Genomic DNA, 25,441 nt, shown 5'->3' on the forward strand with positions numbered 1-25,441 from the left:
AAGCGGAACTTGCGTTCCGCAGCCGATTAGAAGCGGTGACGGATACCGACGCCGACAGCGGTCGACTTGGCATCTTCCAGGAACGCGAAGTTCTTGGCGTACGAACCGTAGGCGTACAGGTTGGTGCGCTTGGACAGGTCGTAGGTGTAGCCCAGCGAGAAGACGTTCATCTTCTCGTCGCCGCCGGTCAGCTTGGGGTCAACCATCTGCCACGAACCGAACACGTTGCTGGCGCCGCCGATGGGGGCCGACAGGCCGACCATGTACGAGTTGGCCTTGAAGCCGTCAGCGAAGGTGTTCACGCCGAAGCCGCCGAACTTGTCGCCCGAGGGCAGCGTGACGGCGACCGGGTAGCCTTGGCCACCGAACCAGCCGTCGGTCGTGCGAGCGTAGGCCAGAGCCAGCTTCACGACTTCGAAGTCATACGAACCGCCGAGGCCGTAGCTGCGCGGGGTCGCGTCAACTTCGCCTTGGGCTTGGTTGTTCGAGGCGTTCAGCTGGTCGTACGACAGAGCGACGTTCAGCGGGCCGTTCACGTAGCGCAGACCGGTCGTGATGGCACGAACGTTGTCGGCGGTGGCGAAGCCAACGCGGTTGACGGCGTCAGCATCCTTGTCGTTCGCGCTGAACGAGTAGCCGATACCGAACTGGAAGCCGCTGTACGACGGGGTCTGGTACATGACCATGTTGTCGTAGCGAACGGTGTTCATCGCGCTCATGCCCATGCCGATGTTGGCTTGACCGAAGCCAGCGCCGAACGGATCGATCGAGCCGAAGTACTTCGAGGCGATGTTGGTTTGGCGACCGAAGTCCAGACGGCCCCAGCTTTCGCTTTGCAGACCGATGGTGGCTTGGCGACCGAACAGGCGGCCGTCTTGGGCCGAGTTACCGTTGCCCGAGTTGAAGCCCGATTCCAGTTGGAACACAGCTTGCAGGCCGTCACCCAGATCTTCCGTACCACGCAGACCCCAGCGCGAACCGTTCTGCACGCCGTTGATCATGCCGAAGCGGCTGTGGTTGTACTTGAAGTCGCTGTCGTCGGCGTTAGCGCCTTTCACCTTGAAATCGACATCGTTGTAGCCGATACCCGTGTCGATGATACCGTACAGGGTGACCGACGTTTCTGCCTGAGCGGCACCGGCGAAACCGGCGAGCAGGGCGGCAGCGAGCAGAGTCTTTTTCATTTAAGAAATCTCCGTTGATTTGAGTGACAAGAGCAGCAATGCAGCACATACCGGCCTGCCGCCCCCCCTAACTCCGCGAAGGGAAGTTGACGCTATTGCATCAAAAATCGGCAGGACTGGCTATGGTCAGGCTCAGAAAAAAGCCGGTTTCCCGCCCCATTGTTGGTAAGTTGCAACATCCTGTCCCCTTAATCCGGAATCGCGCGCGGGCTAACTGTGAAGATTCAATAGGTTGTATGCATGGTTCATCCGAACCGGATTTGAGAAACTGGAAATCGCCGACCCCCCAGTTCACTCAAGGAGCCCGGCCGGATGAACACCCATAAGCATGCCCGATTGACCTTCCTACGTCGACTCGAAATGGTCCAGCAATTGATCGCCCATCAAGTTTGTGTGCCTGAAGCGGCCCGCGCCTATGGGGTCACCGCGCCGACTGTGCGCAAATGGCTGGGCCGCTTCCTGGCTCAGGGCCAGGCGGGCTTGGCCGATGCGTCCTCGCGCCCGACGGTCTCGCCCCGAGCGATTGCGCCGGCCAAGGCGCTGGCTATCGTGGAGCTGCGCCGCAAGCGGCTGACCCAAGCGCGCATCGCCCAGGCGCTGGGCGTGTCAGCCAGCACCGTCAGCCGCGTCCTGGCCCGCGCCGGTCTGTCGCACCTGGCCGACCTGGAGCCGGCCGAGCCGGTGGTGCGCTACGAGCATCAGGCCCCCGGCGATCTGCTGCACATCGACATCAAGAAGCTGGGACGTATCCAGCGCCCTGGTCACCGGGTCACGGGCAACCGACGCGATACCGTTGAGGGGGCCGGCTGGGACTTCGTCTTCGTGGCCATCGATGACCACGCCCGCGTGGCCTTCACCGACATCCACCCCGACGAGCGCTTCCCCAGCGCCGTCCAGTTCCTCAAGGACGCAGTGGCCTACTACCAGCGCCTGGGCGTGACCATCCAGCGCTTGCTCACCGACAATGGCTCGGCCTTTCGCAGCCGCGCCTTCGCCGCGCTGTGCCATGAGCTGGGCATCAAGCACCGCTTTACCCGACCTTACCGCCCACAGACCAATGGCAAGGCCGAACGCTTCATCCAGTCGGCCTTGCGTGAGTGGGCTTACGCTCACACCTACCAGAACTCCCAACACCGAGCCGATGCCATGAAATCCTGGCTACACCACTACAACTGGCATCGACCCCACCAAGGCATCGGGCGCGCTGTACCCATCTCCAGACTCAACCTGGACGAATACAACCTATTGACAGTTCACATCTAGCCGGCCGCAATCGGGGACGGGGCAACACGGGGCAGACAAGGACGCTGCGCAGGCCGCTCGACAAGCGAAGCGAAATCGCCATATAATCAAAGGCTTTCCGGCGCTTGTGCGATCTTTTTTGCCGCAGGAGCCGGGAGAGCGGGGCATTAATGAGGGCATTGCCGCCTGGCAAGACCTCAGGAATCGCATCCGAAGCAGTACCAATAAGCAGTACCCATGAGCAGCACCAATAAGTGGACACAGGTTCGACCAAGTTTTGTCGCCCGGTTGGCAACTTGCAGTAGCCGGCGCCAAGCACCTGTAGCCATGTACATCAACATCCTCTAGGAATCATCATGCCCAAGATGAAAACCAAGAAAAGCGCCGCCAAGCGCTTTAAGGTTCGCGGCAGCGGATCCATCAAGCGTGGTCAGGCGTTCAAGCGTCACATCCTGACCAAGAAGACCACCAAGAACAAGCGCCAGCTGCGCGGTTCGGCTGCGGTCCACGAAACCAACGTCGCTTCCGTGAAAGCGATGATGCCTTTCGCTTGATAAGGGAGATCTACTATGCCTCGCGTTAAACGCGGCGTTACCGCCCGCGCCCGTCACAAGAAAGTCATTGCCGCCGCCAAGGGTTACCGTGGCCGTCGTGGCAACGTATTCCGCATCGCCAAGCAAGCGGTCATGCGCGCCGGCCAATACGCCTACCGCGACCGCCGCAACAAGAAGCGCACGTTCCGTGCCCTGTGGATCACCCGTATCAACGCCGCCGTGCGTGAGCAGGGCATGAGCTACAGCGTGTTCATCGCCGGCCTGAAGAAGGCTGCGATCGAACTCGATCGCAAGGTGCTGGCCGATCTGGCCGTGCGCGACAAGGCCGGTTTCGCGGCCATCGTGCAGCAAGCCAAGGCTGCCTTGGCTGCCTGATCGCGTACATACATCGCGGATCGCTGCAAACGGGGCTGTAATGGCCCCGTTTGCGTTTTGAAGGCTCAAATTCCATGACATTACTGGTCGACGACCTGGTTTCTCAGGCTCAAGAACGATTCGCCGCTGCCTCCGACGCCGCCGCGCTCGAAAACGCCAAGGCGCGCTTTCTGGGCAAGGAAGGCGCGCTGACGGTCCTGCTCAAGGCACTGGGCAAGCTGGACCCCGAGCAGAAGCGCGAAATGGGCGCTCGCATCAACCAGGCCAAGCAGCAGATCGAAGCGTTGCTCAACGCCCGCCGCGCCGCGCTGGCGCAGGCCGAGCTGGATGCCCGCCTGGCCTCCGAAACCATCGATGTCACCCTGCCTGGCCGCGGCAAGGCCGCCGGCGGGATCCACCCGGTCATCCGTACCTGGGAACGCGTCGAAGAAATCTTCCGTTCCATCGGCTTCGACGTGGCCGACGGTCCCGAGGTGGAAAACGACTGGACCAATTTCACTGCCCTGAACAACCCGCTGGACCACCCGGCGCGGTCGATGCAGGACACCTTCTACGTCGACATGCACGATGCCGACGGCCTGCCGCTGCTGCTGCGCACGCACACCAGCCCGATGCAGGTGCGCTATGCGCGCATGCACAAGCCGCCCATCAAGGTCATCGCGCCGGGGCGCACCTACCGCGTCGACAGCGACGCCACCCACTCGCCCATGTTCCACCAGGTCGAGGGGCTGTGGATCGCCGAGGACATTTCGTTTGCCGACCTCAAGGGCGTGTACACCGACTTCCTGCGCTGCTTCTTCGAAAGCGACGATCTGGTGGTGCGCTTCCGGCCGTCCTTCTTCCCGTTCACCGAACCGTCGGCCGAGATCGACATGATGTTCACCTCCGGACCCAATCGCGGCCGCTGGCTGGAGATCTCGGGTTCGGGCCAGGTGCATCCGCAGGTCGTGCGCAACTTCGGGCTCGACCCCGAGCGCTACATCGGCTTTGCCTTCGGCTCCGGGCTGGAGCGCCTGACCATGCTGCGTTACGGCGTCAACGACCTGCGCCAGTTCTACGAAGGCGATTTGCGCTTCCTGCGCCAGTTCAACGAATAAATACGGGCAATCATGCAATTTCCTGAATCCTGGCTACGTTCGCTGGTCAACCCTTCGATCGGCACCGATGAGCTCGCGCACCGGCTGACCATGGCCGGCCTGGAAGTCGAAGAAACCGAGCCGGCCGCCCCGCCGTTTACCGGCGTGGTGGTGACGCGCATCGTCGACATCGCGCCCCATCCCGACGCCGACAAGCTGCGCGTGTGCCAGGTCGACGACGGTTCGGGCGCTCTGCTGCAGATCGTGTGCGGCGCGCCCAATGCGGCCGCGGGCCTGACCGTGCCGCTGGCGCGCGTGGGCGCCGAACTGCCCGGCGGCATGAAGATCGGCGTGGCCAAGATGCGCGGCGTGCAATCCTCGGGCATGCTGTGCTCGGCGCGCGAGCTGGGCCTGTCGCAGGACCATGCAGGCCTGCTCGAACTGCCGGCCGCGTTGCGCCCGGGCACCGATATCCGCGCCGCGCTGGATCTGGACGACACCTTGTTCACGCTCAAGCTGACGCCCAATCGCGCCGACTGCCTGTCCATTCTCGGTGTGGCCCGCGAAGTCGCCGCGCTGACCGGCACGCCGCTCACGGCGCCGGCGGCCGAGCCCGTGCCGGTCACGATCGACCATCGCCTGCCGGTCGCCATCCAGGCCCCGGATCTGTGCGGCCGCTTTGCCGGGCGCGTGATCCAGGGCGTCAACGCGCGCGCCGCGACGCCCGAATGGATGAAGACGCGCCTGGAGCGTGCCGGCCAGCGTTCGGTGTCGGCCCTGGTCGATATTTCCAACTACGTCATGCTCGAGGTGGGGCGTCCCTCGCATGTGTTCGATCTCGACAAGATCGGCGGCGATCTCTCCGTGCGCTGGGCGCGCGAAGGCGAAACGCTCGAACTGCTCAACGGCCAGGCCGTCGCGCTGGACCCCAAGGTGGGCGTGGTGGTGGCCGGCGAACAGGTGGAGAGCCTGGCCGGCATCATGGGCGGCGAAGCGACCTCGGTGACGCTGGATACGCGCAACATCTACCTCGAGGCGGCATTCTGGTGGCCCGGCGCGATCGCCGGCCGCGCGCGCCGCTACAAGTTCAGCTCCGAAGCCAGCCACCGCTTCGAGCGCGGCGTGGACTACGCCTCGATCCCCGAGCACATCGAACTGATCACCCGGCTCATTCTCGACATCTGCGGCGGACAGGCCGGCCCGGTCGACGACCAGTGCGTCAACCTGCCCGTGCGCGAGCCCGTGCGCATGCGGCTGGCGCGCTGCCACCGTGTGCTGGGCGTGGCGGTGGAGCGTGCCGAAGTGGCGCAGATCTTCACCCGCCTGGGCCTGCCGTTCCAGGAGCAGGGCGACGACTTCGTCGTGACGCCGCCGTCGTACCGTTTCGACATCGAGATCGAGGAAGACCTGATCGAGGAAGTCGCGCGCGTCTACGGCTTCGAGCGGATTCCCGACGTGCCGCCGGTGGCGCGCGCCAAGATGCACGCGCAGCCCGAAGCGCGCCGCGGCGCGCACGCCGTGCGCCGCCTGGTGGCCGCGCGCGACTACCAGGAAGTGGTCAACTACAGCTTCGTCGAAGCCGCGTGGGAACGTGACTACGCCGGCAACGACAACCCGGTGCGCCTGGTCAACCCCATCGCGAGCCATTTGTCGGTGATGCGTTCCAGCCTCATCGCGGGGCTGGTCGCCATCGTGCGCCACAACGCCAATCGCAAGCAAAGCCGCATGCGCCTGTTCGAACTGGGCCGCGTGTTCCATCGCGATCCGCAACTGGCCGACGGCCCGCTGGAAGTGGCGGGCGTGCGCCAGCCGCTCATGCTGGCGGGCGTGGCCTGGGGCGGGGCGGTCGAAGAGCAGTGGGGCGTGCCGCACCGCCAGGTCGACTTCTACGACGTCAAGCAGGACATCGAGGCCCTGTTCGGCGCGCGCGCCGACGCGTTGCGCTTCGTCGCCGACCGCTATCCCGCCCTGCATCCCGGACGCAGCGCCCGCATCGAGCTGGACGGCCAGCCCATCGGCTGGCTGGGCGAACTGCATCCGCAATGGACGCAGCAAGCCGACCTGCACCATGCACCGGTCGTCTTCGAGCTGGACTTCGAGGCGCTGGCCGAGCGGCGCCTGCCGGCGGTGCGCGAGCTGTCGCGCCAGCCCGTGGTCGTGCGCGATCTGGCCTTGTGGGTCGATGCGAAATTGCCGGCCCAGGCCATGCTCGATACGGTGGCCGCGGCCATCGCGCGCGATCCGCAACTGTCGGTGGTGCAGGATGCGCAGGTGTTCGACGTCTGGCGCGAAAAGCCGGTGGCCGGGCAAACTGTTACCGAGAAAAGCCTTGCTTTCCGATTCTGGCTACAGGACACTGAGGTCACGCTGGACGAAGCCCGCGTTGCCGATTGCATTGCCCGCATCAAGGATGCGCTGGTTGCCGCGCACAACGCGCGCCAACGGGCCTGATCATCATGGGGACCACTATGCTTGCCGAGCCGCGTACGTTGACCAAGGCCGAGCTGGCCGAACTGCTCTTCGAGCGGGTCGGCCTGAACAAGCGCGAAGCCAAGGACATCGTGGACACCTTTTTCGAAGAGATCCGCGACGCGCTTGCGCGCGGTGACTCGGTGAAATTGTCGGGGTTCGGCAATTTCCAGGTGCGGGACAAGCCGCCCAGGCCCGGCCGCAATCCCAAGACGGGCGAGACCATCCCCATCGCGGCGCGGCGCGTGGTCACCTTCCACGCCAGCCAGAAACTCAAGAGCGTGGTCGAACAGCCCAACTCGCCGCCGGACCCCGCCTCTGCGGAGTGATACGCTTTGTCGGCAATTGTCATCGGCTCATTCAGGCCTCGCGGCATAAAATCCCCTTATGACACGTACCGAACCCACTGTAACCACGCTACCGCCCATTCCCGCCAAACGCTATTTCACCATCGGTGAGGTCAGCGATCTCTGCGGCGTAAAACCCCACGTGCTGCGGTACTGGGAGCAGGAATTCACGCAGCTCAAGCCCGTCAAGCGGCGCGGCAATCGCCGCTACTATCAGCATCACGAAGTGCTGCTGATCCGCCGCATCCGTTCGCTGCTGTACGAACAGGGCTTCACCATCAGCGGCGCGCGCAACCGCCTGGGCGACGCGCGCGACGCCGCGCACGATGCAGAAGCCGCGGTGCGGCTGAGCGCGGGCGAGCTGCAGGCCCTGCGCAACGAGCTGGGCGACATCTCCTCGATGCTGGGCGAGGCGCTGGGCGGCCAGTCCGAGAACGCGGCCAACGCCTGAGCACAGCCCGGCCGCTCAGGTACGGCAGGCCGCGACGCCGCCTGGTTCTTCGCGAACCGGCGGCGTTTTCCTTGGGCGCTCGCAAACGCGGCCGTCCAGGCACGGCGTGCCGGCAAAATTTGCGATGCAGTGCGTGCACGCATTTTTCAGTTCTGATATACTTTCGTTCTTTCGGGGCGTAGCGCAGCCTGGTAGCGCACTTGCATGGGGTGCAAGGGGTCGCGAGTTCGAATCCCGCCGTCCCGACCAGTAGTTCCAAGGCCGTCAGTGATCACATCACTGACGGCCTTGTCTTTCGTGGGGACTTGCTCCCCGCTTAAGCCACCCGCCGCTTGCGCATCGTCAACGTCGGACTGGCGTGCTGGCTGCAGGCACTCCCGAACGCGCCCAAGACGCTGCGAGCGGTCATTGATTGGGCTGGGTCACCGGTTCGGTATCGACGCAGCGGGCGCGAATCTCAGGCCGTACTGGCAGTGCAGAATCCAACGCCGGCGCGGAACTATAGATGTACGTCGCGTAGGCGGATTATCTTGAAGTACTGCTGATATCCAGGCTGGCAGCCAGCGTCGACGCAGGTGAATGAGGTCAGGCTGAGAGATTTGGGATCGTAATCCACCTTTTTCGTCTGCCCGTGTTCGTCGACGTGGAACCTGGGAATCGACTCCATGACTGGGACAATAGAAAGCTGATCGGCGCTATGCGTTGACATCTCATTGGCGCTGACAGGGATGCCGTCGCGTTCTACGAAGATGCCATTCCATGGGTCAAAAAGTACCCATTTATTTAGCTGCTCAACCCAAACTTCCGTCGCGGCATGGCTATACGAGGTCAGCCCGGGGAGTTGCGGATCTGATCCGTAGGCGTCCACGGGGCGTACCTTCAGGCCCTTGATGCCAGTGGAAGCGTGCACGAACAATTCACGGAAACCCGCGCATTGAACTGAAAAACGCCCCTCTTGAACTGCCCGTAGCTTTTCGGTGAGGGGCTGTTTTACGAATTCCCGATATGAAAGCGTCGTGGGACCTTGCATGACTGGTTTTTCCCACAGGAATTCCAGCAACGCGACCGCAAGTCCAATTGCGGGATATGGAAATGAGTCGACTTGCCCGACTTGGAGCGTAGGGGTATGACTTAGCACCAAGGGGCGCGGCGAGTATGTGGACTCGGTGTCGATATTGACAGTTCGACGTCCCAATACGGTGTACCCGCCACGTTGCTCGAATCTGAACTTTGCCCGCAGCCAGGCTTCTGGTTGGCGCACCAGTTCGAACCAGTCTTTCCCTTTGATGACGATAATCGAGTATTCGCGATTGGCAGGTTCGGGAGCTGGCAGAACTATCGATCCCTCTTCGCTCGGCTTTAGCGACAGTGATTCGAGGGCTGTGGCGTCAATGGAGGCCGGCACGTCGGCAAGAATCGCATAGGAGAATTCGGCGTTGCTGTTCAAGTTGACTTCCAGCCGGCCATCGGCGAAATGCACGCTGATGAGACGTGTCGGAAACGAGGGCCAAGCCAGAGCGACGATGACAACAAGCGCGGTGGCGACAAGGTGAACCGCGAAGCAGGTGCTTTTTTTCATGCCACGCAGCATAAGCGGAACGGCCGTTCAACTCTAGTGTGCCCGAGAGTTTTTTCGCGCTGACGCGCAGCGGCAGGGCAACGGGAAGGGGCGAGGCCACGGTGGCTTGTGGTTAAGCCATTACACGTTTGGTTAAGCGCGGCTGCGCAGACAGGACTACAGTGGAAAATCCCCCACAACCCGAAGGAGAGTTTGATGATGATCGAAAACCTCCCCAGAATGCGTCGCGCCGGATGGGCGGCTGCGGCGATTACCGTCGCCGGCCTGGCGTTTACCGGATGCACGACGACCACGCCCAACAACCAGGCGGCGACGGCCGACCAGCGCAACGAGATCAACGCCGGCGCCGACGCGACGCTGTCGAAACTCTACACCGCTTCGCCGCAGGCCAAGGATCTGGTGCAGCGCGCGCGTGGCGTGCTGGTGTTCCCGTCGGTGATGGGCGCCAGCTTCATCGTCGGCGGCGAGCATGGCAAGGGCGTGCTGCGCACGGGCGGCAAGAATGCGGGCTACTACAGCACCACCAGCGGTTCGGTGGGACTGCAGGCGGGGGCACAGTCGCGCGCCTACGTGCTGTTGTTCATGACCGATGAGGCGCTGGCGCAATTCCGCCAGAGCAGCGGTTGGACGGCGGGCGCCGATGCGTCGGTGGCGGTCGCCACCATAGGGGCCAACGGCCGTATCGATACCAACACGGCCAAGCAGCCGATCGTAGGCTTCGTACTCAACAACGCGGGCCTGATGGCGGGCGTGTCGATCGAAGGCGCCAAGATCAACAAACTGGAGCTGTAGTCCGCGCCGGGCTGCCCGTGGGCAGTCCGGCACGCTTCCTCGGCCCGTGCGCGCGTGGACAGGCGCGCGGGCGCCTCGCTCTGCGCCCCAGGGGGGCGGTCATTCCAGGGACATGAACATCGCGAACGCGATGGGGATGATGAGCAGGAAGGCGAAGGTCGAACTGATGACCGTTGCAGAAATCTTGACCAGCGTTTCACTACCGGCGGACTGAATCGTCTTGGCAAGCAGCGCCAGAATACTCAGTATCGCCAACGACGAAAAAACTGCCACGTATTCCATGTTGCCTCCTAGCGTCCATGCCAGCTTGGCGTAGGACGTCCCGTTGTTTACGGCTTGCTGTTCTTGTGTCCCCATTGTGCGCCTCAATGTGTAGGAAGTGTCTGAGGGTTTTCCAGGGGCGGATGGGCGGGCGCCGGCGCGCCGCGGCAAGGCATGGCAGGCGCGCTCCAGCGCCGCGCTGCAGCAACGGATGATGGGAGGAGGGAAAAAAGTGTTGCCAGGGCAGGCCCGGCGCCGATTGTGCGGCGCGCCGTGGTCAGGGCGCGGCGGGTTTGCCGATCCAGCACAGCAAATGGGTGCGCAGGAACGGGCACAGGTTGTTGACAGGTGCGTACAGTGTGGCGGGCAGGCGACGCGCCAAGGGCGGGGCCAGCGTGACCCTGGCGGTGTGGATGCGGGCGTGGGGGAACAGCGCGCGTACTTCGCGCAGCGGTACGCCGCGCACATTCGGGTTGCGCGGGTTGTTGTAGGCGAAGTCGTACCACAGCACGCCGCCGCCTGGTTTGGTCCAGTGCCACATCCGTTGCGCCAGATCGCGCCGCGCCTGGGCATCCAGGATGGACGTGAACACGGTCGATTGATAAAGCACGTCGAAGCCTTCGCGCTCCAGGTCCAGGTCCAGGGCATTGCCCGCCAGGATGGGGACGGCCTGCGGCAGGCGGTGGCGCGCCTGTTCGACGCGGCTGTCCATGAGGTCATTGCCCATCAGGTTGGCGGGATCGAAGCCCAGGCGAATCAGGTCGAGCAGATTGCTGCCCGAGCCGCAGCCGACCTCCAGCACGCGAGCCTGCGCCGGCGGCACCGACAGGTGCTGCCGCAGCATGTTGGCCAGCGCGCGATCGCGCTCGTGTTGAATACGTTGATTGACCGGCAGCAGAGGGATGTAGCGCGCATTCAGGTCGGCGTTGGCCGCGCGCGCTGTATAGACATCTTTCAGCGTGTCGGTCCACTCATGGGAAGACGGGGCCATCGGCGCTCCGTTAGGTGAATGGACAACTGACAAACGCTTTAACAATAGCGCGCCGATTGCGTCGCATGCAAGAACCGATGCACGGCGATGCGGCACCGAATTTTCCCGATCCGGGCAATAACCTAGGCGCGTTTAGGCGGGCTGGTGTGCACCACGTAGCGAACGAACCCGCTATGCGGTGTGTATTGGTCGTACAGCGCCCGGGCGCGATAGTTGTTTTCCCGGGTGTTCCAGTACAGGCGCGACCAGCCGCGTGTCCGGGCCTCGTCCACCAGCCAGTCCAGCATGCGCCGCCCGGCGCCCTGGGCGCGCGCCTGCGGGTCGACATACAGATCCTGCAGGTAGCACACCGGCGCCAGGGTCGAGGTGTTCTCGTGCAGCAGGTAGTTCGGCGCCGCTGGCGGGCAGGGGGGCCGGGGCCGTGCGCTCGGGACGCTTGCCCCAGGTCAGCTCCGACAGCTTGCCGGCCACCCCGGATTGGGCCGCCGCCGCCGGCGCGCGTTGCGCCGGCAGTACCTGTCCGGGCGCGCCGCCGGTGCGGCTGAGCTCTTCGATGTAGCGCGCGAAATCGCCGTTCTTGGGTTCGCCGTCTATGGCCATGCTGCGGGATCTCCGGTTCGGTGAGGAGGGTCGGGCCGGGGCCGTCACGGGCGGCGGTTGGCGCGCGCCGGCTGGCGGCGCTTGCGCATGACGGCGACCAGCAGCCAGCAGCCGATCAGCACCGAGGCGCCCATGCCGGCGGCCAGGCCGATATGCTGTGCGTTATCCATGGCGCCCAGGCCGCGCGCGGTAATGTAGCCGGGAGCCAGCATCAGCGGCAGCCAGGCGACGGCCGACAGCACGTTGGCCAACTGGAAGCGCAGATGGTGCATGCCCATGATGCCCGCCACCGTGGGAATGGTGGAGCGGATCGGCCCCAGGAAGCGGCCGATCAGTACCGAGGCGAAGCCATAGCGGTAGAAGAACAGGCGGGCGCGCGCCACCGCGCTGCGCTGGGTATTGAGCGGCCAGCGGCGCATGACGCCCGGGCCGAGCCAGCGGCCCAGCGCGTACGACACAGCGTCGCCCGCGATGGCGCCGGCGATGCCCCAGGCCAGCACGCCCCAGGGCGACAGCGTGCCGGCGCCGATCAGGCCGCCGGTCAGCAGCATCAGCGCCGTGGCGGGAATGAGCAGCCCCACCAGGACCATGGACTCGCCGAAGGTCAGCAGGAAAGTGATCGGACCGGCCCAATCCTGGTTGGCCTGGATGAAGTCGCCGATCCGGTCTATGTATGCTTGCATGCGGAAAACAAAACCGTCGATAAATCAATCTAGTATCTTAACGCCTGGCCGCGGGGCGCGCACGGCGCGATCGTGGATGTTTCAGGAATTGAGCAAAGAAGAAATTATATGGATTCAGTGACACAGGTCGTGCTGGGAGCGGCCATCCAGGGGTCGATGCTGGGGCGCAGCCAGGGGCGCAAGGCCTTGTTGTACGGCGGCCTGCTGGGAACGCTGCCGGACCTGGACGTGCTGATGCGTTATCCCGACCCCGTGTCGCTGATGACCTACCATCGCGGATTCTCGCATTCCATCCTGGTGCTGACTGCGCTGGCCGCCGTCATGGCCTGGCTGATACGGCGCCGATGGTCCGATGCGCCCTATAGCGGCCGGCGCCTGTTCGCAACGCTGTTGCTGGTGCTGGTCACGCATCCGGTCCTCGACGCCTTTACCGTCTACGGCACGCAATTGTTCTGGCCCTTTCCCCTGGTGCCCGAAAGCTGGTCGGCGGTGTTCATCATCGATCCGGTCTATACCGTGCCCATGCTGGCTGCCGTGCTGGTGGCCGCATGGCGCGGCATGACGCCGGCGACGTGCCGGGGGCTGGCGGCCACCGTGCTGTTCGGCGCGGCCTATCTGCTGGTGGCGCTGACCGGAAGGTTCCAGGCCGAAACCAGCGTGACGGCGGCGCTGCGCGAGCGCGGCGAACAGGTCGAGGCGGTGCTGGCCACGCCGATGCCCTTCAATACCCTGTTGTGGCGGGTCATCGCCAAGACTGGCGACGGCGCCTACTACGAGGCCGTCAGCGGCCGCTTCGATCGCCAGCCGCCGGAAATGGCGCGCCTGCCCCTGCACACTGACGTCGGCCAGGCGCTGGCCGGCGTCCCGCTGCATGAGCGCCTGCGCTGGTTCACCAACGATTGGCTGCGCTACGACGCCCTGAGCGATGCGCTGGTGGTTACCGACCTGCGCATGGGAATCGCCGGCTACTACACGTTCCGTTTCGTGATGGCCGAGCGCGACGGCGACCGCTGGCGCGCGGTCACGCCGCGGCGCTGGCCCAGCGATCGCGGCAACTGGGAGCAGATGCGGCTGACCCTGGCGCGCATCGTCGGCAGCCAGCCCTTGCCCCTGGCCCGGTGGGCGCGCCAGGCGGAGAACTAGCTGTGAACTGTCAATAGGTTGTATTCGTCCAGGTTGAGTCTGGAGATGGGTACAGCGCGCCCGATGCCTTGGTGGGGTCGATGCCAGTTGTAGTGGTGTAGCCAGGATTTCATGGCATCGGCTCGGTGTTGGGAGTTCTGGTAGGTGTGAGCGTAAGCCCACTCACGCAAGGCCGACTGGATGAAGCGTTCGGCCTTGCCATTGGTCTGTGGGCGGTAAGGTCGGGTAAAGCGGTGCTTGATGCCCAGCTCATGGCACAGCGCGGCGAAGGCGCGGCTGCGAAAGGCCGAGCCATTGTCGGTGAGCAAGCGCTGGATGGTCACGCCCAGGCGCTGGTAGTAGGCCACTGCGTCCTTGAGGAACTGGACGGCGCTGGGGAAGCGCTCGTCGGGGTGGATGTCGGTGAAGGCCACGCGGGCGTGGTCATCGATGGCCACGAAGACGAAGTCCCAGCCGGCCCCCTCAACGGTATCGCGTCGGTTGCCCGTGACCCGGTGGCCAGGGCGCTGGATACGTCCCAGCTTCTTGATGTCGATGTGCAGCAGATCGCCGGGGGCCTGATGCTCGTAGCGCACCACCGGCTCGGCCGGCTCCAGGTCGGCCAGGTGCGACAGACCGGCGCGGGCCAGGACGCGGCTGACGGTGCTGGCTGACACGCCCAGCGCCTGGGCGATGCGCGCTTGGGTCAGCCGCTTGCGGCGCAGCTCCACGATAGCCAGCGCCTTGGCCGGCGCAATCGCTCGGGGCGAGACCGTCGGGCGCGAGGACGCATCGGCCAAGCCCGCCTGGCCCTGAGCCAGGAAGCGGCCCAGCCATTTGCGCACAGTCGGCGCGGTGACCCCATAGGCGCGGGCCGCTTCAGGCACACAAACTTGATGGGCGATCAATTGCTGGACCATTTCGAGTCGACGTAGGAAGGTCAATCGGGCATGCTTATGGGTGTTCATCCGGCCGGGCTCCTTGAGTGAACTGGGGGGTCGGCGATTTCCAGTTTCTCAAATCCGGTTCGGATGAACCATGCATACAACCTATTGAATCTTCACAGCTAGGCCAGGCCGGCGGCCTGTCGCTGGACGAAATACGCGCGATGCTGTCGCCGCAAGGCGCGCCGCGGGTGGACCGGCAGGTATTGCTGGCCAAGGCCGACGACATCGACGCCACCGTCAAGCAGTTGCAGGCCATGAGCCGCGGGCTGCGGCACGCCGCCGCATGCCCCGCCCCCAGCCATGCGCAATGCCCGACCTTCAAGCGGCTGCTCAAGGCGGCGGCGGCCGGCGCGTTGAGCAGCCGGCGGCCGGCGTCAACGAGCGCGGCGCCGCGCTCGCCCCGCAAGCGCGCGCCCGCCAGGCCATAGACGGCAAGTCATCCCACCAGGGCGTCGAGGCCGGCGCCGGCCGAGCGCGGCAGGCGCCGCGCCTCCTTGGCCACATTGACCTTCAGCGCCATGCGCGCCACATCCAGCGTGGCCTGCGCCAGCGGATAGCCGCCGCGAGCCTGCAGCCAGCCCAGCACGTCGGCCAGGTGCCACAGCGAGGCGCTGCCCTCGTGGATGGGCGCCGGAAAGGTGGCGGGGTGCGCCAGCATCAGCTTGCGCATGTTCTGCCGCGACACGCCGACGATCTGCGCCACGTCGGTCAGGCCGACCAGGTCGGGCGCGGCCTCGATCAGCGCCGCCGTGGGCATGGCGCGGCGCACGTCGGCCAGCGCGCTGCGCACGGCCGCCTCGGCGCTGTCGGCCTCGCGGGTGAATTCGAGCACCAGGCGGCCGGGCAGGCCCATGCCCACCAGGGCGTCGTCGCAGCCGGCCTCGCCCAGACGCTCGACCAAAGCGTCCAGGTCGCTGTCGGCGTCGGCCAGCTGGTATTTGAGGGTGAAGAGATATTCCATGGGTTACTCCTTGCTGCGGCACGCATGCGCCCGGCGATGCCTGGCGCAGTTATCCACCACGCGCCGCAGGGCGCGCGCGTGGTGGCCCGGGTTCCTGGGGGTGCTCCAGATGCTGGTGATGCAGAACTCGCCGCAACGGCATTCGCTGTCGTTGTATGGGCAGTACATGCGCCCCCAGGCATGGCCGCCCCGTCGCCGGATGTACCAGCCGTGCGCCTCGGCATGCTTGAGCGCGGCGTCGACGTCTTTGTCTGGGTGCGGGCAACGTGTCATGCGGTGTTTTCCAGTTTGAGGCGATCCGTTGAGGATGTCAACTGACAACCCTTCGATTACGACGATTCCGACCCCTGGATGCGCCATGCGTGCCATTCGAGCCGTGTCCGTCCAGGCATGAAAATGCCAGGAATCGGGCCGGCTGCCCAGGGCAGGAGTGACGGTTTCGGCACGCTGTCCGGGCCTGCGGCCCGGTGCCTAGCGAGTAGCGGCGCGCGCCTTGCGGCCGGGCGGCCGGGCGGTCGAGTCGCGTACGATCACGCTCTCGTGCGGCAGGCACAGGCCCGCCTGGGGCTCGCCCCGCCCCTCGACGATATCGACCAGCATGGCGGTGGCCAGGTAGCCCATGCGCTCCAGCGGAAAGCGCACGGCGGTCAGCGCGGGGCTCAGCAGTTCGGCCACGATGCCGTCGGAGAAGCTGGCGATGGAGAGGTCGCGCGGAATGCGCACGCCCTGCCGGTGCGCGGCCGCCATCGCGCCGGCGGCCACGATCTCGTTGGTGGCCACCACCGCGGTGGGCGGCTCGTCCAGCGCCAGCAATTGGCGCAGTCCGTCCTCGCCGCCGGGCTTGTAGTAGCCGGCGTCGACCACCAGCTGCGGCACCCAGGGCAGGCCCGCCTCGGCCAGCGCGTCGGCGTAGCCCGCCACGCGGCGTTCGCCCACCCGCCGCTGCAGGCCGCCCAGGAAGGCGATGCGGCGATGCCCCAGTTCGATGAAATGGCGGGTGATGGCCGCCGCCGCGCCGCGCTCGTCGAGTTCGACGTAGGGATGCTGATCGTCGAGGTAGCGGTTGACCAGCACGAACGGCGCGTTCAGCGTAGCCAGCTCCTGCAGCATCTGCGCTTCGTGCCGGCCGGTGATCACCAGCAGGCCGTCGATACGGTTGCTGCGCAACAGCCGCCCGGCCACCTTGGGGTCCTCCTCCTCGCCGCCCATGCCGCCCACCAGCAGCGAATAGCCACGCTCCCAGGCGGCGCGCTGGGCGCCCTGGATGATCACGGGAAAGACCGGGCTGTTGAGCTCGGGCACGATCATGGCCAGCGTATTGGAGCGCGACAGGCGCAGGCCGCGCGCCTGCAGGTTGGGCGTGTAGCCCAGCTCCTCGATGGCCTGCTGCACGCGGGCGCGGGTTTCTTCGCGCACCACCAGCTTGCTGTCATTGCTGAGAATGCGCGAGACGACCGCAGGCGAGACGTTGGCCGCTTTGGCGACGTCCACGATCTTGACTACCTTGCGGTTGCCCGTAGCCTTGGTCGTCATGGCGTCATGCGCCCGGGTGCTGAGTCATGCGTCGGATTATAGGGGCAAGGCCCGCCCGCCGCCGCCCCCCGCAAAGGCCGCTGTCAGGCCACGGCCGCCTCCCGCGCGCGGCGCGCCACGAAAGCCGGCACGCTGTCGAGCAGCAGCCGCGTGTACTCGTGGGCCGGGGCGCTGAGCACCTGGTCGGTGCGGCCCTGCTCGACGATGGCGCCATGGCGCATCACCACCACGCGGTCGGATATCTGCGAGACCACCGCCAGGTCATGCGAGATAAACAGCATGGCCACGCCCAGCCGGTCGCGCAAGTCCTTGAGCAGCTCCAGGATCGATGCCTGCACCGACACGTCCAGCGCCGAGGTGGCTTCGTCGCACACCAGCACCGAAGGCTCCAGCGCCAGCGTGCGGGCAATGCCCACGCGCTGCTTTTCCCCGCCGCTGAGCTGGTGCGGATAGCGCTCGGCGTAGGCCGCCGGCAGGCGCACCAGGTCCAGCAGCTCGGCCAGGCGGCGATCCTGCTGGCGGCGGTCCAGCCCCATCAGCTGCAGCGGCCGGCGCAGGACCTCGCCCACGCGCTGGCGCGGGTTGAGCGAGGAGTCGGGATTCTGGAACACCATCTGCGACTGGCGCCGCAGCCGGCGCGCCACCTCCGGGCTGGCGCGGTACACATCGTGGTCGGACAGCTCGACCGTGCCCGCATCCGGCGCTTGCAGGCCTACCAGGCAGCGGCCCAGGGTCGACTTGCCCGACCCGCTCTCGCCCACCAGGCCCACCACTTCGCGCGGCCGTAGTTCCAGCGACACGCCGGCCAGGGCCGCCACGCCTTCGGCGCGCGGCAGGCGCAGCAGCCTGGCCCAGCCGCCCAGCGGATGGGCGGGCCGGAATGTCAGGCGCACGTCGCGCACGCGCGCGATCGGCGCACCGACGGCCGGCACGGCCGGCGCGCGCTTTTCCAGCAGCGGCAAGGCGGCCAGCAGCTTGCGCGTGTAGGCATGGGCGGGATGCCACAGCACCTGTTGCGCCGCGCCGGCCTCCTGCACGCGCCCGCCGTGCATGACCGTCACGCGCGAGCACATGCGCTCGACCAGCCCGATGTTGTGGCTGATGAAGACCATGCTCAGGCCGCGCTGCACCCGCAGCTCATCCAGCAGGTCCAGGATGCGGGCTTCGACCGTGACGTCGAGCGCGGTGGTCGGCTCGTCGAGCAGCAGCAAGTCGGGCGAGCAGGCCAGCGCCGTGGCGATCACGATGCGCTGCTTCATGCCGCCGGACAACTGGTGCGGATAGGCGTCCAGCAGCGTGCCGGCGCGCGGCAGGCGCACCTCGTCCATCAGCCGCAGCGCTTCGGCGCGCGCGGCGCGGGCATCGGCGCGCCCGCGCTCGACCAGCGCCTCGGTGATCTGGCGGCCGACAGGCAGGCTGGGGTTGAGCGCGGTGAAGGGATCCTGGAACACCATGGCGATGCGGTCGCCGCGCAGCCCGGCGGCGCGTTCGCCCGTGATGTCCTCGCCGTCGAAGACCACGCTGCCGGCGGTGACCGCCGCGCCGGGCGGCAACAGGCCCAGCACCGTCCAGGCAATCGTGCTCTTGCCCGAGCCGCTCTCGCCCACGATGCCCAGCGATGCGCCGCGCGGCAACGCCAGATCCACGCCATGCAGCACCTGGTTGCGGCCGTAGCGCACGCCCAGGCCCTTGATATTGAGGATAGTGTCTTGGTGCATCTCAGTTCCTTTGCTCGCCGCGCGCGTCCAGGCGCTTGCGCAGCCCCTCGCCCATCAGGTTGACGGCGATGACGGTCAGGCAGATCGCCAGCCCGGGCGACAGCGCCACCCAGGGCGCCCGCTCCAGGTAGGGACGCGCCTCGGCCACCATCAGGCCCCAGTCCGAGGACGGCGGTTGCGTGCCCAGCCCAAGGAAGCTGAACACCGCGCCCAGCAGGATGGCGAAGCTGACGCGCAGCGACGCTTCCACCACCAGGGGCGGCAAGGCGTTGGGCAGGATCTCGCGCAGCAGGATCCAGGCCAGCCCCTCGCCGCGCGCGCGGGCGGCGGTGATGAACTCTTCGTTGGCCAGCGACAGCGTCATGCCGCGCGCCAGACGGATCATGATGGGCGTGTAGATGATGCCCACGGCCAGCGCGGCCTTCCACAGGCTGGGATCGGTGGACGCCAGGATGAGCAGCCCCAGCATGACCGGCGGCACCGAAATGACGATGTCCACGGCGCGCATCACCGTGTCGTCGATCCAGCCGCGCAGGTAGCCCGCCAGCAGGCCCAGCGGCACGCCCACGACGAAGCTGAGGGCGGTGGCCGACACGCCCAGCAGGATCGACGTGGTGCCGCCATACAGCACGCGGCTGAACACATCGCGGCCGAATTCGTCGGTGCCCAGCCAGTGCTGCGGCGACGGCGGCAGCATGCGCGCGGCGGCGTCCATGGCGTCGAAATCGTATTGGGCCAGCCAGGGCGCGCCGAGCGAAACCAGCACGATGGCCGCCAGCATCAGGGTGCCCACGACCAGGGCCATGGGCAGCGGCGCGCGGGCGCGGCCGGCTTCAATGGGTGTCGAGATTTCCATAGCGGATCCGGGGGTCGAGAATGGCGTAGGCGATATCCGCCGCCAGGTTGGCCAGGGCATAGATGACGGTGACCGCGAGCACGCCGGCCTGCAGCACGGGCAGGTCCTTCTGCTCCACGGCGAAGATGAGCAGGCGGCCCAGGCCGGGATACGAGAACACCGTCTCCACCACCACGATGCCGCCCATCAGGATGCCGAAGTCCAGCGCCAGCACCGTCACGGTGGGAATCAGCGCGTTGCGCAAGGCATGGCGGTACAGCACCGTGCGTTCGCGCAGGCCCTTGGCGCGGGCCGCGCGCACATAGAGCGCGCTCAGGGTCTCGAGCATGCTGGAGCGCTGCAGGCTGGTCACGTGGGCCACCAGGCCCAGTACCAGCGTGCAGACCGGCATCACCAGGTGCGACAGCCAGGCGCCGAAGCCGGCGGACAGCTCCACATACCCCGTGGCGGGCAGCCATCCCAGCGTGCCGGCCACCAGCAGCACCAGCACGATGGCGATCAGGAACTGCGGCAGCGAAATCGACAGCCACGAGAACGCCAGGATCAGCCGGTCCTGCCAGCGGCCATGGCGCACCGCCGCCACCACGCCCAGGAAAATGCCCAGCGCGGCCGTCAGCGCCAGGGCCGCCACCGCGAGCAGCGCGGAGCGGCCCAGCGCCTCGGAGATCAGCGGGCCGACGGGCCGGCCCATCACCAGCGACTGCCCCATGTCGCCGTGCAGCGCGGCGCCGGCCCAGCGCCAGAACTGCGTCCACAGCGGATCGTTCAGGCCCAGGCGGGCCTCGATGGCGGCGACCTGCTCGGGCGAGGCGAAGTGCCCCGCGATGGTATAGGCCACGTTGCCGGGCATGGCCTGCGTGATCAGGAAGATCAGCACCGCCATGGCTGCGACCACGAACACCACGTGCCCCAGTCGCCTGACGAGATAGGCCCACATGGTTCAGCGCGCCCCGCCGGTTTTCTCGACGTCGTACAGGTCGAGCCAGAGGAAGGGATTGGTGTGGTAGTTCTTGATGTCGGCGCGGTAGGCCGTGGCGACGTTGGTCACGTAGCCGATGATGCCCGGCACCTCCTCGGTGAGCGCGCGCTGGAAATCCTGGTAGTGGCGGATCTGCTCGGCGCGGTCGGTGCTGGCGCGCGCCGCGTCCAGCGCCTGGTCCACGCGCTTGCTCGAGAAATGCCACATGCGCGCGTTCCACGAACCCGTGCTGTAGAACCAGGGCGAGGTCGCCGCGTCGATCACCGGGCTGGCGAAAAAGCCATCCACATACATGGGCGCGATTCCCGCCACGCCAGCCGAATAGCGGTTGTAAGGCACCCGCTGCACGTTCAGCTTGATCCCCAGCGGCCGCAGCAGCTGCTGCGCGGCCACGCCCAGCCGTTCGCGCGAAGGCCGGCCCGCCGGCACGAAGATGTCCACCGCGAAACCCTTGGCATAGCCGGCCTCGGCCAGCAACTGCTTGGCCTGCGCCAGGTCGGGGGCAAAGCCGATATCCTTGTTGAACGCGGGATCGGTCGGCGCGATCGGGCTGTGGGTGGGCGAGCCCTCGCCGAACAGCGCGAAGTTCACCAGCTCCTTCTTGTCCAGCGCCAGGAACACCGCGCGGCGCACCCGCACATCATTGAACGGCGGCTTGGAGTTGTTCAGCACGATGCCATCCCAGCTGGCGCTGGGCACCGAGTCCACCACCACCGCGGCGTCCTTCTTCAGGTCCGGAATGGTCTCCAGCGGCAGGTTCCAGATCATGTCGATGCTGCCCGAGCGCAAGGCCGCCACGCGCGCGGCCGCCTCGGGCATGACGCGCATCACCACCCTGTCGATCTTGATGCGGTCCTTGTCGTAGTAGTCGGGATTGCGCTCCAGCTCGAGCTGGTCGCCCGGCGTGTAGCGCACGAAGCGGAACGGGCCCGTCCCGCTGGGCTGGGTCTTGATGGTGTCGATGCGATCCTGCGCCACCACGCGCAACTGGCGGCCGGTCAGCAAACCGGGAAAATCGGCATACGGCTGCGTCAGGGTGAAATGCACCGTGGCGTCATCGGGCGCGTCCACCGACTTCATCACCTCCAGCTGGGTGCGGCCGGGCGAGCCGGTCGCCGGGTCGACGATGCGCTGGAACGAAAACACCACATCGCTGGCCGTCAGCGGCTTGCCGTGGTGGAACTTCACCCCGGGCCGCAGCTTGAACGTCCATTCGCGCAGATCGGCCGACGGCGTCCAGCTTACCGCCAGGTCGGGCACCACCTTGGAGTTGGCGTCGATGCGGGTCAGCCCGCCGAACACCAGCCCGTTGAACACATACTCCTCGCCCAGCGTCGTGACGTTGGGGTCCAGGCTGTTCAGGCTGGTGGACAGGGCCACCTGCAGCGTCGACTCCGCCCGCGCGGCGCCGGCCAGGCCCACGCTCAAGCACAGCGCGGCCAGCGCGGCCGCCATCTTTCCCGTCTTGCTCATCATGCATTCCCCTTGTGTTGTGTGCGGCCGTGGCCGCTCTCAGGCAGCGCCGTTCAGGTAATCCCACCCGGCCGCCGCATGGACCTTGGCGACCGCGATGAACTCATCCAGGTCGACCGACTCGTTGCTCATCGCCATGCGGCCCGGCGCCGGGCCGTAGACGTACGCCGGCACGCCGCTGCGGCGCCAGTAGCGGCAATCGGTGGACCCGATCGATGGCACGGCCACCGGCCGGCGCCCCACGATCGCCTGCGCATTGTCGGCGATGAAATCCACCATGGGATGATCGTGCGCGCAGACGTTGGGCGGCGTGCTGTGCCATTGCTGCACTTCCATCGAGGCCTGCGGGAACTCCGCCAGGATGCCCTCCAGCCGGGCCAGCACCACGTCGGGCTCGGTGCCCACGGGCAGGCGGATATCGACCTCGAACACGCAGCGATCCGGGATCATGTTGATCTTCAGCCCGCCGTTGAGCACGCCCACGTTCAAGGTGGTGCGCGTGACCACGTCGGCCGCGCCCTCGCCCATCGCCACGTCGAGCGCGCGGCGCACGTCCTCGCGCTGCAGGTGCGCCTTCAGCGCCGCCGGCAGGGACGGCTCGATCGCCTCCACTTCGGCCAGGCGGCCGATCAGCGCGGCCGCGATGCGGGTGGGGCTTTCGCTGCGATGCACGTAGGCGCCGTGCGCGCCGGCGGCCAGCACCTCGAACTTCAACCGCAAGGTGCCCTTCTCGGAAAAGCGGATCGTGTCCAGGCTGCTCGGCTCGCCGTTGAGCACGCAGTCGCCGCGCCAGCGCGTGTCGTTTTCCAGCAGCCAGCGCGTACCCCAGCGCCCGCCCGTCTCCTCGTCGGACACCGCGGTCAGCGCCACGCTGCCCGCCAGCTGCGCACGCCGCGCATACAGGTAGGCATAGGCGATCACCGAGGCGGCGGTTCCCGTCTTCATGTCGCAGGTGCCCCGGCCGTGCAGGCGGCCTTCCTCGATATCGCCCGACCACGGGTCGCGCGTCCAGCCATGGCCATCGCCCACCGGGAACACATCCATGTGGCCGTTATAGACCAGCCGCGGACCGGCGCGCCCCCCCCCCCTCGCATTCGCTGACCACATTGGGCATGCTCTCCTGGGGGCCAAGCAGCTCGTTCGGCACGCCGCGCGCGCTCAGGAACCCCTGGATCACCGCCGCGGCGGCCCGCGTGTCGCCAGGCGGATTGGGCGACGCCGCCCTCACGAACTCCTGCAGGAACCCGATCAACACTTCGCGCTCGGCCTCGATGGCATCGAGCATGGCTTGCTTGGACATGGCCTCTCTCACGACGTTAGTAAATCGATTTAACGAATCGTACGAGCGTGGCCGCGGGACGGTCCATCATGGTTTTCCCGATGCGGGTTTGCTTGGAATGTCCATGCTCCAGGTGCCTGTCCCCGCGGGGACAGGCACCTGCCGATCACTACGCGGCGTCCGGGCCGCGGGCCTTCACATCCGCTCGCCCGGCAACCGGCTGGCCTGCGCCACCCAGTCGGCGAACCGGGCCTCGTCGAATGGCGCATCTTCGTAGATATCCAGGTAGCGCACATCCTTCTGCTTGGACGCGCCCGGCTGCAGGGGTTGCAGCGAAGCGCCGCGAAAAAACGCGACCTTTATGTACTTCGTCATGCAATGGAAGCTGAGAAACCAGCCCTCGCCCTCGAAGCCGTAGAAGGGCGAGTTCCATTTGACGGCCTTGTAGACGCCGGGCACCGTGCGCGCCACGAGCGCGTCCAGCCGTTCGCCGACCGCGCGCTTCCAGCCCGGCATGGCCGCGATGTACGCCTGCACGGGCGCATCGCCGTAGCCCTTGGCGATCTGCGGATTGCCGCCAGACAGCAGCACGACCTCGCCCAGCCCGCCCTTGCCGGCAGCCTTCGCGCCGCCCTTTCCTGATCCTTCGGTACGCTTGCCAGCCATCGCATCTCCTTGTCGCGCGCCAGCGGCGCCGGCCGCTAGTCTCGCCGCGCCAGCGCCAGAAAGACGCCCAGGCCCACCATCGTGGTTCCCGACACGCGCGTCAGCACGCGGGCGCGCGCAACGCGAGCCGCCTCGGATCGCAGCAGTCGATGGGCGGCGGCCACCGCCATCACATCGACCAAGGTATTGAGCGTAACGCAGATGCATCCCAGCAGCGCCAGTTGCGGCGCCAGGGGCGCGCCGGGATCGACGAACTGCGGCAGGAACGCCAGGAAGAACAGCGCCGTCTTGACGTTCAGCGCCTCGACCAACACGCCCTCGGCCAGCGCGCGCCGCGCGCCCTGCGGCGCCACGACGCGCACCGCCGCCGGGCGCGGGCGCAGCCACATGCGCAGGCCCAGGTACACCAGGTAGGCGGCCCCCGCATACTTGAGCAGGCTGAAGGCCAGCGCCGACTCGACGATCAGCACCGACAGGCCGAGCGCCGCCGCCAGCACGTGCACCAGGCCGCCCAGCGCCGTGCCCAGGCACGAGGCCAGTCCTTCGGCGCGGCCGCCGGCCACCGTGCGGGCGACCACATAGGCGATGCCGGGCCCGGGCGTGATGGCCAGCAGCGCGGCGGCAAGCAGAAAGGCCAGCAGGGACATGGCAGTGCCGGGTTCAGCGATGGGCCCGCTTCATTCGGCCCGCGCCATGCTCTGCGCCAGCGTGTCCTGGCCACGCGCCTGCAGCGCCTGGACCGCGCCCAGGCGATCGCGCTCGTCCTTGTTCTGGCTCAGCTTGCGCTTGCCGACCAACGACGTGATGGCGACTTCGATACCCACGATATTGCGCAGCATGCTGTCGATGTACTCCGGCGTGGAGTCCGTCATCTTCCAGGGCCGCGGCTCGCCCGCTTCGTGCCGGCGCGTCAGCCGTGCGACCACGCCGCGCACGAAGCGCTCGTCGTCGCGCACCGCCAGCGTACCGTGCGCATGCACCACCTCGTAGTTCCAGGTGGGCACCTGCCGATGCGCCTCGTGCTTGCTGGGATACCAGTTGGGCGAGATATAGCCCTCGGCCCCGCGGAACACGACCATCACCGCCGACCCGTCGGGACAGCGCTGCCACAGCGTATTGGCGCGCGCCACGTGGGCGATCAGCGTGCCATGCGGCCCGGCGTCGGGATCGAACTCGAACGGCAGGTGGTCGGCGTCCAGTCCCTGGGCGTCCTGGGTGACCAGCATGCCATGCGGATGCGCGCGGATGATGCGGGCAAGTTCCTCGGGCCGGGTTTCGGCGAAATGGGCGGGCAGATACATGG

Annotated in this window: 29 protein-coding genes and 1 tRNA gene; 11 read left to right on the forward strand and 19 right to left on the reverse strand. The window is 66.7% G+C overall.

The genetic code is table 11. The features are described 5' to 3' along the window. Nucleotides 1-26: 26 nt before the first annotated feature. Nucleotides 27-1,184 (reverse strand): porin, encoded by a 1,158-nt coding sequence (locus BN118_RS12235; protein ID WP_010930034.1) that lies wholly within the window; start codon nt 1,182-1,184, stop codon nt 27-29. A 312-nt stretch (nt 1,185-1,496) separates the two neighbouring features. Here BN118_RS12235 and BN118_RS12240 point away from each other — a divergent pair, with 312 nt between their 5' ends. The 8 genes from BN118_RS12240 (at nt 1,497) to BN118_RS12275 (ending at nt 7,947) form a co-directional block, all read left to right on the forward strand. Next, entirely contained in the window at nt 1,497-2,447 is a 951-nt protein-coding gene (locus BN118_RS12240; RefSeq protein ID WP_005015810.1) for an IS481-like element IS481 family transposase, read from the forward strand. Between the two features lie 335 nt (nt 2,448-2,782). After that, nucleotides 2,783-2,980, forward strand: coding sequence for a 50S ribosomal protein L35 (gene rpmI / locus BN118_RS12245; protein ID WP_003812834.1), 198 nt, complete (start codon nt 2,783-2,785; stop codon nt 2,978-2,980). Nucleotides 2,981-2,995: 15 nt separating this feature from the next. Beyond that, the gene (gene rplT / locus BN118_RS12250) at nt 2,996-3,355 is read left to right on the forward strand and encodes a 50S ribosomal protein L20 (RefSeq protein ID WP_003812832.1); all 360 of its coding nucleotides are present in this window, start codon (nt 2,996-2,998) and stop codon (nt 3,353-3,355) included. A 74-nt stretch (nt 3,356-3,429) separates the two neighbouring features. Further along, on the forward strand, nt 3,430-4,452 hold the full coding sequence (gene pheS / locus BN118_RS12255; RefSeq protein ID WP_010926359.1) for a phenylalanine--tRNA ligase subunit alpha: 1,023 nt from the start codon (nt 3,430-3,432) through the stop codon (nt 4,450-4,452). A 12-nt stretch (nt 4,453-4,464) separates the two neighbouring features. Beyond that, a complete protein-coding gene (gene pheT, locus BN118_RS12260; protein WP_014905894.1) occupies nt 4,465-6,882 on the forward strand; it encodes a phenylalanine--tRNA ligase subunit beta in 2,418 nt (805 codons plus the stop codon). 5 nt (nt 6,883-6,887) lie between these two features. Beyond that, nucleotides 6,888-7,229, forward strand: a complete 342-nt coding sequence (locus tag BN118_RS12265) for an integration host factor subunit alpha (protein ID WP_010931006.1) — start codon at nt 6,888-6,890, stop codon at nt 7,227-7,229. 58 nt (nt 7,230-7,287) lie between these two features. Then, on the forward strand, nt 7,288-7,698 hold the full coding sequence (locus BN118_RS12270) for a MerR family transcriptional regulator (RefSeq protein WP_003812822.1): 411 nt from the start codon (nt 7,288-7,290) through the stop codon (nt 7,696-7,698). Nucleotides 7,699-7,870: 172 nt separating this feature from the next. Continuing rightward, a tRNA-Pro gene (locus BN118_RS12275) sits at nt 7,871-7,947 on the forward strand. Between the two features lie 250 nt (nt 7,948-8,197). Here the strand turns inward: BN118_RS12275 and BN118_RS12280 are convergent. Continuing rightward, entirely contained in the window at nt 8,198-9,289 is a 1,092-nt protein-coding gene (locus tag BN118_RS12280; protein ID WP_010931005.1) for a hypothetical protein, read from the reverse strand. A 183-nt stretch (nt 9,290-9,472) separates the two neighbouring features. On the opposite strand from BN118_RS12280, the gene BN118_RS12285 reads away from it, so the two are divergent. Further along, on the forward strand, nt 9,473-10,069 hold the full coding sequence (locus tag BN118_RS12285) for a BPSL1445 family SYLF domain-containing lipoprotein (protein ID WP_010931004.1): 597 nt from the start codon (nt 9,473-9,475) through the stop codon (nt 10,067-10,069). 99 nt (nt 10,070-10,168) lie between these two features. Here BN118_RS12285 and BN118_RS12290 read toward each other — a convergent pair whose 3' ends face one another. From BN118_RS12290 to BN118_RS12305, 4 genes are all read right to left on the reverse strand, one after another. Further along, the gene (locus tag BN118_RS12290) at nt 10,169-10,351 is read right to left on the reverse strand and encodes a hypothetical protein (RefSeq protein ID WP_004567479.1); all 183 of its coding nucleotides are present in this window, start codon (nt 10,349-10,351) and stop codon (nt 10,169-10,171) included. A 256-nt stretch (nt 10,352-10,607) separates the two neighbouring features. Continuing rightward, nucleotides 10,608-11,321: a class I SAM-dependent methyltransferase gene (locus BN118_RS12295; protein WP_003820420.1), complete on the reverse strand. Its 714-nt coding sequence runs from the start codon at nt 11,319-11,321 to the stop codon at nt 10,608-10,610. A gap of 122 nt (nt 11,322-11,443) precedes the next feature. Then, the gene (locus BN118_RS12300; protein WP_019247724.1) at nt 11,444-11,671 is read right to left on the reverse strand and encodes a GNAT family N-acetyltransferase; all 228 of its coding nucleotides are present in this window, start codon (nt 11,669-11,671) and stop codon (nt 11,444-11,446) included. A 294-nt stretch (nt 11,672-11,965) separates the two neighbouring features. Next, a complete protein-coding gene (locus BN118_RS12305; RefSeq protein WP_003816758.1) occupies nt 11,966-12,604 on the reverse strand; it encodes a DedA family protein in 639 nt (212 codons plus the stop codon). Nucleotides 12,605-12,712: 108 nt separating this feature from the next. Here BN118_RS12305 and BN118_RS12310 point away from each other — a divergent pair, with 108 nt between their 5' ends. Continuing rightward, nucleotides 12,713-13,747, forward strand: coding sequence for a metal-dependent hydrolase (locus BN118_RS12310; protein ID WP_014905895.1), 1,035 nt, complete (start codon nt 12,713-12,715; stop codon nt 13,745-13,747). Here BN118_RS12310 and BN118_RS12315 read toward each other — a convergent pair. Further along, complete coding sequence (locus BN118_RS12315) at nt 13,744-14,694, reverse strand: IS481-like element IS481 family transposase (RefSeq protein ID WP_005012067.1); 951 nt, start codon at nt 14,692-14,694, stop codon at nt 13,744-13,746. The genes BN118_RS12310 and BN118_RS12315 overlap by 4 nt on opposite strands. 74 nt (nt 14,695-14,768) lie before the next feature. Between BN118_RS12315 and BN118_RS12320 the strand changes: the two genes are divergently transcribed. After that, the gene (locus tag BN118_RS12320) at nt 14,769-15,101 is read left to right on the forward strand and encodes a MerR family DNA-binding protein (protein WP_224019493.1); all 333 of its coding nucleotides are present in this window, start codon (nt 14,769-14,771) and stop codon (nt 15,099-15,101) included. 8 nt (nt 15,102-15,109) lie between these two features. Here the strand turns inward: BN118_RS12320 and BN118_RS12325 are convergent, their stop codons facing one another. From BN118_RS12325 to BN118_RS12375, 12 genes are all read right to left on the reverse strand, one after another. After that, nucleotides 15,110-15,634 (reverse strand): helix-turn-helix transcriptional regulator, encoded by a 525-nt coding sequence (locus BN118_RS12325; RefSeq protein ID WP_010931012.1) that lies wholly within the window; start codon nt 15,632-15,634, stop codon nt 15,110-15,112. 3 nt (nt 15,635-15,637) lie between these two features. Then, nucleotides 15,638-15,907, reverse strand: a complete 270-nt coding sequence (locus BN118_RS19585) for a hypothetical protein (protein ID WP_004567322.1) — start codon at nt 15,905-15,907, stop codon at nt 15,638-15,640. Nucleotides 15,908-16,105: 198 nt separating this feature from the next. Then, on the reverse strand, nt 16,106-17,167 hold the full coding sequence (locus BN118_RS12330) for a LacI family DNA-binding transcriptional regulator (protein WP_014905896.1): 1,062 nt from the start codon (nt 17,165-17,167) through the stop codon (nt 16,106-16,108). 83 nt (nt 17,168-17,250) lie between these two features. Continuing rightward, nucleotides 17,251-18,885 carry a dipeptide ABC transporter ATP-binding protein gene (locus BN118_RS12335; RefSeq protein WP_010931014.1) on the reverse strand — a complete coding sequence of 545 codons (1,635 nt, stop codon included), beginning with the start codon at nt 18,883-18,885 and terminating at the stop codon, nt 17,251-17,253. A 1-nt stretch (nt 18,886) separates the two neighbouring features. Then, nucleotides 18,887-19,690 (reverse strand): ABC transporter permease, encoded by an 804-nt coding sequence (locus BN118_RS12340; RefSeq protein WP_010931015.1) that lies wholly within the window; start codon nt 19,688-19,690, stop codon nt 18,887-18,889. A gap of 28 nt (nt 19,691-19,718) precedes the next feature. Beyond that, complete coding sequence (locus tag BN118_RS12345) at nt 19,719-20,678, reverse strand: ABC transporter permease (RefSeq protein ID WP_010931016.1); 960 nt, start codon at nt 20,676-20,678, stop codon at nt 19,719-19,721. A 3-nt stretch (nt 20,679-20,681) separates the two neighbouring features. After that, complete coding sequence (locus tag BN118_RS12350) at nt 20,682-22,196, reverse strand: ABC transporter substrate-binding protein (RefSeq protein ID WP_014905897.1); 1,515 nt, start codon at nt 22,194-22,196, stop codon at nt 20,682-20,684. 36 nt (nt 22,197-22,232) lie between these two features. Further along, nucleotides 22,233-23,237, reverse strand: a complete 1,005-nt coding sequence (locus BN118_RS12355; RefSeq protein ID WP_019248147.1) for a M20/M25/M40 family metallo-hydrolase — start codon at nt 23,235-23,237, stop codon at nt 22,233-22,235. A gap of 7 nt (nt 23,238-23,244) precedes the next feature. After that, nucleotides 23,245-23,478, reverse strand: coding sequence for a hypothetical protein (locus BN118_RS12360; RefSeq protein WP_062762742.1), 234 nt, complete (start codon nt 23,476-23,478; stop codon nt 23,245-23,247). Between the two features lie 189 nt (nt 23,479-23,667). Continuing rightward, nucleotides 23,668-24,138 (reverse strand): DUF1801 domain-containing protein, encoded by a 471-nt coding sequence (locus BN118_RS12365; protein WP_010931018.1) that lies wholly within the window; start codon nt 24,136-24,138, stop codon nt 23,668-23,670. A gap of 35 nt (nt 24,139-24,173) precedes the next feature. Beyond that, entirely contained in the window at nt 24,174-24,785 is a 612-nt protein-coding gene (locus BN118_RS12370) for a LysE family translocator (protein WP_014905898.1), read from the reverse strand. 30 nt (nt 24,786-24,815) lie between these two features. After that, a complete protein-coding gene (locus BN118_RS12375) occupies nt 24,816-25,439 on the reverse strand; it encodes an FMN-binding negative transcriptional regulator (RefSeq protein WP_014905899.1) in 624 nt (207 codons plus the stop codon). Between the last annotated feature and the right edge of the window lie 2 nt (nt 25,440-25,441).

Source organism: Bordetella pertussis 18323 (assembly GCF_000306945.1).
Classification (GTDB): domain Bacteria; phylum Pseudomonadota; class Gammaproteobacteria; order Burkholderiales; family Burkholderiaceae_B; genus Bordetella; species Bordetella pertussis.